General features: G+C 50.0%; 7 protein-coding genes. 6 read left to right on the top strand and 1 reads right to left on the bottom strand.

All coding sequences use genetic code 11. The annotated features are described in order from the left end of the window. Positions 1-252, top strand: a 252-nt coding sequence (locus tag Q0R57_RS14380) for a hypothetical protein (protein ID WP_294749144.1), incomplete at its 5' end; no start/stop codon positions are given. A gap of 249 nt (positions 253-501) precedes the next feature. Here the strand turns inward: Q0R57_RS14380 and Q0R57_RS14375 are convergent. Further along, positions 502-840 carry a hypothetical protein gene (locus Q0R57_RS14375; protein WP_366516876.1) on the bottom strand — a complete coding sequence of 113 codons (339 nt, stop codon included), beginning with the start codon at positions 838-840 and terminating at the stop codon, positions 502-504. Positions 841-1,577: 737 nt separating this feature from the next. On the opposite strand from Q0R57_RS14375, the gene Q0R57_RS14370 reads away from it, so the two are divergent. The 5 genes from Q0R57_RS14370 to Q0R57_RS14350 form a co-directional block, all read left to right on the top strand. Beyond that, on the top strand, positions 1,578-2,246 hold the full coding sequence (locus Q0R57_RS14370; RefSeq protein WP_294749142.1) for a hypothetical protein: 669 nt from the start codon (positions 1,578-1,580) through the stop codon (positions 2,244-2,246). A gap of 149 nt (positions 2,247-2,395) precedes the next feature. Then, complete coding sequence (locus Q0R57_RS14365; protein ID WP_294749140.1) at positions 2,396-3,664, top strand: ATP-binding protein; 1,269 nt, start codon at positions 2,396-2,398, stop codon at positions 3,662-3,664. Between the two features lie 177 nt (positions 3,665-3,841). Further along, positions 3,842-4,429, top strand: a complete 588-nt coding sequence (locus tag Q0R57_RS14360; protein ID WP_294749138.1) for a superoxide dismutase — start codon at positions 3,842-3,844, stop codon at positions 4,427-4,429. 496 nt (positions 4,430-4,925) lie between these two features. Then, entirely contained in the window at positions 4,926-5,618 is a 693-nt protein-coding gene (locus Q0R57_RS14355) for a hypothetical protein (protein ID WP_294749136.1), read from the top strand. 174 nt (positions 5,619-5,792) lie between these two features. Further along, the coding region (locus tag Q0R57_RS14350; RefSeq protein WP_294749134.1) for a DNA alkylation repair protein at positions 5,793-6,131 on the top strand (339 nt) is incomplete at its 3' end.

The following is a 6,131-nucleotide window of genomic DNA, read 5'->3' as shown; positions in this document are numbered from 1 at the left end:
TGCTTACAAACGTCCGAAGGATGGCGTTTTAGTGGTTCCAATCGGCTGTCTAAAAGAATGAATAACGAACGCTTTCCAAATTCACAGGCAGCGCACGATAGGCAAAGGGTCGATGCAAATAACGCATCGGCCTTTTTTATGCCCCAACAACACCAACTCCTGGGGGATACCCCCAGACCCCAATATCTCCTTTTCTTTTGTCGCGAAAGAAAAGAAGTAAAAGAAAACACGACCCTCCAGACCTCCCTTTGAACAACTTTCGACCTCTGTCACGACTCGGGATAGCCAGAGCGAGCTCTGCTCTCCTCTCGCTGCTCCATCGGTTCAAGGGAGACTCAATTGAAAATCGCAGAAACCGTCGATATTCAAAGTTTTAGTATCGCTCTCGAGCCTTTGCCCTTGACCTTCGGTCGAGCCTGCTCACGCTCGGCAAAGTAAGCGAGCTTCCTCTGCTCTCGCTTAATCGCAGCCTTCGGGTTCGCGATATATTGTTTAAATGGATTATAAGCAGTCTTCGTTTAAAAGGAACTCGTAAATGTTCATATAGGTAATACCATCATCGTCCTGATAGCGGCTAATCAGGTCGTCGGTAATGACAAACTTCTTGAAACTGTCGTTGATGCCCTTAAGGCTTCGAACTTCCTGCTCGCGTTTTTCTTCACTCGGCAGGTGTAGGGCCGATTGTATGTAGTAGCGCTGGCTGCCTTGATTGCAGACAAAGTCGACCTCATACTGCTTTCGTACGCTTACACCATTGGCATCCTTCTCGTGCTTTACCACCACACCAACATCAACACTCATACCTCGCAGACGAAGCTCATTGTATATCAGATTCTCCATCAGGTGCGTTTCCTCGTATTGACGGAAATTTAGTCGGGCATTACGAAGTCCTAGGTCCGAGAAATAATACTTTGAAGGTGTGCTATTTACTTTTTTTGCGTAAATACGCAGTTTTCGTTTGCGAAGATACGATAATCTTTTGAAACAGCAAGCAGTTTATTTACTTTTTTTGCGTAAATACGCATTTTTTGTGGGGTGAGGGAAAAGCCCCCGACGGGGACGCATAACTCTTTTCTACAACTCACCCGCCCCTCCTTGAGCTACGCTCGAGTTCCGTCACGACTCGGGATAGCCTAAGCAAGCTTAGCTCTCCTCTCGCTGCTCCGTCACTTGGCATGTAAGAGAGGGTACCTACCCCCATCCAAACCTTCTTGCGTCCCGATGGTAGCAAGCGACCAGAGGTCGAGCGCCCCCAACATCGGGTGAAGGCTTAATTTGCTACGGGCAGAGACCGCCCTCCGCAAAGGTTCTTGCGTCCCGTTCTTGCTTTGGCAAGCGAACAAGTTCGAGCGGGTAGCAAGCGTCACCCTTCGGGATGCCGAGCGCTAGTATCGCTCGCGAAGCCTGTGCCCTAAAGGGCGAGCGATGGCGTGTTTATACATGTCCCCTTTAGGATGTCGGTATGGAATAAATGCACAAAATGATGAAAAAGTGCAATAAAAAAGAACAAAAACACGATAATATCTGATATTTTTTGTATATTTGCAATCAAAATATGACAATGAAGCGATATACTTATGAAAATCGGAGAGATACACAGTTGTCCGGAGTTGATGGACCTGATCCAGGAGGTGGGGTTCCTGCCGTTGCTGGATAGTGGTATTAGGGGCTATTCGGCCGAGGAACTGGTGGATGAGGACAATCGCTATGTCGTCTTCGACGATGGTGGATGGGACTGGCCATTGTGGAAGTGGAAGGGCCCTATCGTTACCGAGGGACGTTGCGTCTATGGCAAGTTTTTCAACAAGAAGGCGGGGTTTATCAGTCGCGAATGGTGGCCCGACTTCTGCAACTACCGCCGCAGCCAATATCCTGCACCTACGGAGGACAGTATCGAGGAGGCCATCCTGTTGACCTTGGCAGAGCATGGCAGTCTGATAACGCGTGAACTGCGAGCTGCCTGTGGCTTTGATGGACCACGGATGCGGAGCAAGTTTGACGGTTATGTGACACGCCTGCAGATGGCCTGTCGCATCGTGACTGAGGACTTCGTGTATCCCACTGATAAGCATGGACGCGAATACGGCTGGGGCTGGTCGCTACTCACCACGCCGGAGTCATTGCTGGGTCGCGAGATGTGCCGGTTCGAGCGCTCGCCTCAGGAGTCGTTCGACCGGATGTACGAGCATCTGCGCAGACTGTTACCCGAGGCTACAGAAAAGCAGGTTACGAAGTTGATAAAGTGAGGGCTGATGTCTGACTTTGAATACCTGTTGTTCTAATGCAATACCTCTGTTCAGGAGTATATTGTTTAATGGATTAAATAAAAACGGCTAAAAATTTGCAAATTCATTAAATAATTTGTACCTTTGCCCCAACTTCATACTAACAGCATATGGATAAGCAGCTATTGAAACAAATCCTTAGGGATAATCAGCAAGAGGTGGAACGCTATGTTGTGGAGCCTCGTGATTTTTTGTTGGACGATTTCCCGTGCCGTGTACTTGTAGGAGTACGAAGAACGGGTAAGTCGTATATGCTTTACCATCATATCCAGCAATTGCTTGCTGCAGGCCATAAGTGGGACGAAATGCTCTATCTGAACTTTGAGGATGAGCGTTTGGAGAACTTTGATACTGAGGATTTCAACAAACTGTTGGAATGTCATCAGGAGATGTACGGCAAGCGCCCCATGCTGTTTCTTGACGAAGTACAAAACATAGACTCTTGGCATAAGTTTGCCCGACGGATGGCCGATGCTAAATATACCATCTTTATTACCGGTAGTAATGCCAAGATGCTCTCTGGCGAGATAAACACCACCCTTGGCGGACGTTTCCTGATAGCAGAGGTTTATCCGTACAGTTTCAAAGAGTTCCTTGCAGTACATCAGGTGTCTTTTGGCGAGATAGACCTGTTGGCTACTGAAGGACGTGCCAGGGTGATACGCACCTTCGACGAGTACCTGAGATATGGCGGTCTGCCTGCAGCGGCTCTCTTGCCTGCTAAGAGGGACTATTTGAGCAGTATCTATCAGAAGATATACATGGGTGACATCATCGCCCGTAACAAGATTACCAATGTGGCTGGCATCCGTGTACTTGTGCGCAAGATGGCAGAGAGCGTTTGTCGCCCCATCTCCTATAACCGCATCAATAACCTACTGTCGAGTGTTGGCGGAAAACTCAGTCTTGCCACCACCATCAAGTATGTGGAGTATTGTGAGGAGGCATGGCTGCTGTTGCGACTTAGGAACTACGCTTCTGCGCTGGCTGATAAGGAAAGTAACTGCAAGTATTACTTTATTGACACGGGCATTCTTGGCTTGTTCCTTATTGATAAAGACGCGATGCTTTTGGAAAACCTTGTTGCTATTCAACTGTTCCGTATCTATGGTCACGATATTGACAATGGCCGTATATTTTTCTATCATGACGGCTATGAGGTTGATTTTTATATCCCTGATGACGAACTGGCTATCCAAGTGAGCTATTCACTGCATGATGAAGAGACCAGGAAGCGCGAAACGGAGGCCTTACAAAAGCTGCCTAATCGTTTGTCTTGTAAAAGGAGACTGATTCTGACTTATGACGAAGAGGAAACCATCAACGATAAGCATGGCACTATTGAGATTGTTCCAGTATGGAAATGGCTTCTTGAATAATGGAATCGCGAAATCCCGGACACGGGAGGCGTGACACAGCATTCATGCTGCGAATATACAACTTTTTCGCGAAAATTTCGCTTTTGTTACATGGAAAATGAAGATATTTTCATGATTTTGATGAGATTTGTGGAAAAATGACTATCTTTACAGCGGAATTACTAAAAACTTAAGGATATGGGAAAGTTCGAATTGATGGTGCTACCGTATGCGATCGACGCATTGGAGCCGGTAATCAGTAAGCAGACGCTGGGGTTTCATCATGGGAAGCATCTGGCGGGGTATGTGAATAACCTCAACGGGTTGCTGGAAGGGAGCCCGCTGGCGGGATTGCCCTTGGAGGAGATTGTGCTGAAGGCTACGGGCGGCATGCTCAATAACGCTGGGCAGATTCTGAACCACAATCTGTACTTTGGGCAATTTACTGCGCCTAAGGCCGACAATGCGCCTACGGGAAAATTGGCAGAGGCCATCGTGCGCGACTTTGGGTCATTTGAGGCGTTCAAGGAGGCGTTCCAGAAGGGTGGGGCAACGCTCTTTGGCTCTGGTTGGGTGTGGCTGTCTGCAGACAAGGATGGCAAACTGGTGATTACGCAGGAAACGAATGCAGCGAATCCCATTCAGAAGGGGCTGAAGCCGCTGCTGACCTTCGACGTGTGGGAGCATGCGTACTATCTGGACTATCAGAACCGTCGTCCCGACCATCTGGCCGCCCTCTGGCAGATCATCGATTGGGAAGTGATAGAAAGCAGGCTTTCTAAGTGAAGAGTGCTGAATAAGGATGGCACAGACAATGGATGAAGGACAGAGGAAGCGGAGGCCGGTAGACCCTATGAGGCACCACCGTGAAAACGGATGGGACTACAAGGGGCGGGCCATCTATCATTTTACGCTGCCTGTGGAGGAGCGCTTTCCGTTGTTTGGAGTGATAGACGGTGAGAGCGCGGAGACGGCTTTCGTGAGGCTCAATCCCTTTGGGCGTCGTGTGTGTCAGATTTTGTGCGGGCTGGCGCAATTTTATGCAGGGAAGGGGTTCGCACTGAAGGTGCTGGCACAGAAGGTGATGCCCGACCACGTGCACCTGGTGATTCAGGTGCTGGAGCCGCTGCCGCAGAGCATCGGGGCAGTGGTGCGCGGGTTTAAAAGCGGGTGCACTAAGGTGTATAAGGAAATGTATGGCAGCGGCGACAACGCCGCTGGAGTGCACGGAAATGGAGAAGACAACGCCGCGGACGGACATGAGAGAGGCGCGGAGGCGCCCATGCATTTCGCTCGCATTTTTGCGTGCAGGGGTAGTGTCTGGGAGCAGAACCCGGCTTATTATCATGAGCGCATACTGCATGCGCCTGGGCAGTTGCGACGGATGATTGACTATGTGAAGGACAACCCACGGCGGCTTTGGATCAAGAGCCATCAACCGGAGCTTTTCCGATTGCACAGACGGACGGAGGCAGCAGGGCTGTCGTTTACGTCGATGGGTAATCATTTCCTCTTGGACTGGCCCGACAAACAGGTGGTGGAGATGTCGCGAAGTGCAACCAACGATGAGGTGCAGGAGCGGTTGCAGTCGGTATTGGCATCAGCGCACAATGGGGCGGTGACCTATACGGCGGCCATCAGCAAGGGTGAGCAGCTCATTGCCCGCACTTTGCGTGAGCAGGGCTATCCGCTGGTGGTGCTGCTCAACGACGGTTTTCCCAAGGAGGGGTCGCCGCATGAACGTTACTACAAGCCGGGGGGCGTGTATTTTGAGGCGTGTTCGAAAGGGCAGCTGTTGCTGTTGGAGCCTACCGAACAGGCGTTCCTCGATGCTGGCATTCAGACGGCTGTAGAAGAGACGTTGCGCAGAAAGGCAGAGGCACGTCATTTCACCTATACGCCCATCCCAGTGACATCGCAGCGCTACCGTTTCGTGGCGCTTATCGAGATGGCCAAACGGTTGGCTCTGATTTGAACATCGCTCACTTGATCAGCTTTGTGATCTTTAAGTTTTTAGTAATTCTGCTGTAAAGATAGTCATTTTTCCCCAAATCAGGGATATCGTCGGTGATTTTTGCTGTTTTTCCATGAGTTTTCTTTGCCTTTTGCAAATTTATGCGTATTTTTGCAATCCAAAAAGCAAAATATCATGACGGCCAAGGAGATCATCGCGTATATGGAGTCGCTGCGGAATGAGGAGCAGCGACGGGTGCTCATGGGGTTCTTCAAGACGGGACCTGGTGAGTATGGCGAGGGTGATGAGTTCCTGGGACTGAAGGTGCCACAGACAAGGGAAATCGTTAAGAATGTTTGGAAAGAATTTCCATTGAGCGAGGTGCCGGAACTGCTGATGAGCAAATGGCACGAGGTGAGGCTTTGCGGCTTGCTGATTTTGGTGGCGAAATTCGAGAGACTGACGAAGGGAACAGCGGCGACAACGCCGCTGGAGTGCACGGGAAGAACGGGAATAAAGACAACGCCGCTGGAG

Origin of the sequence: uncultured Prevotella sp. (assembly GCF_946407605.1) — a bacterium.
GTDB lineage: Bacteria > Bacteroidota > Bacteroidia > Bacteroidales > Bacteroidaceae > Prevotella.
This window is presented reverse-complemented; position numbering and strand designations above follow the sequence as displayed.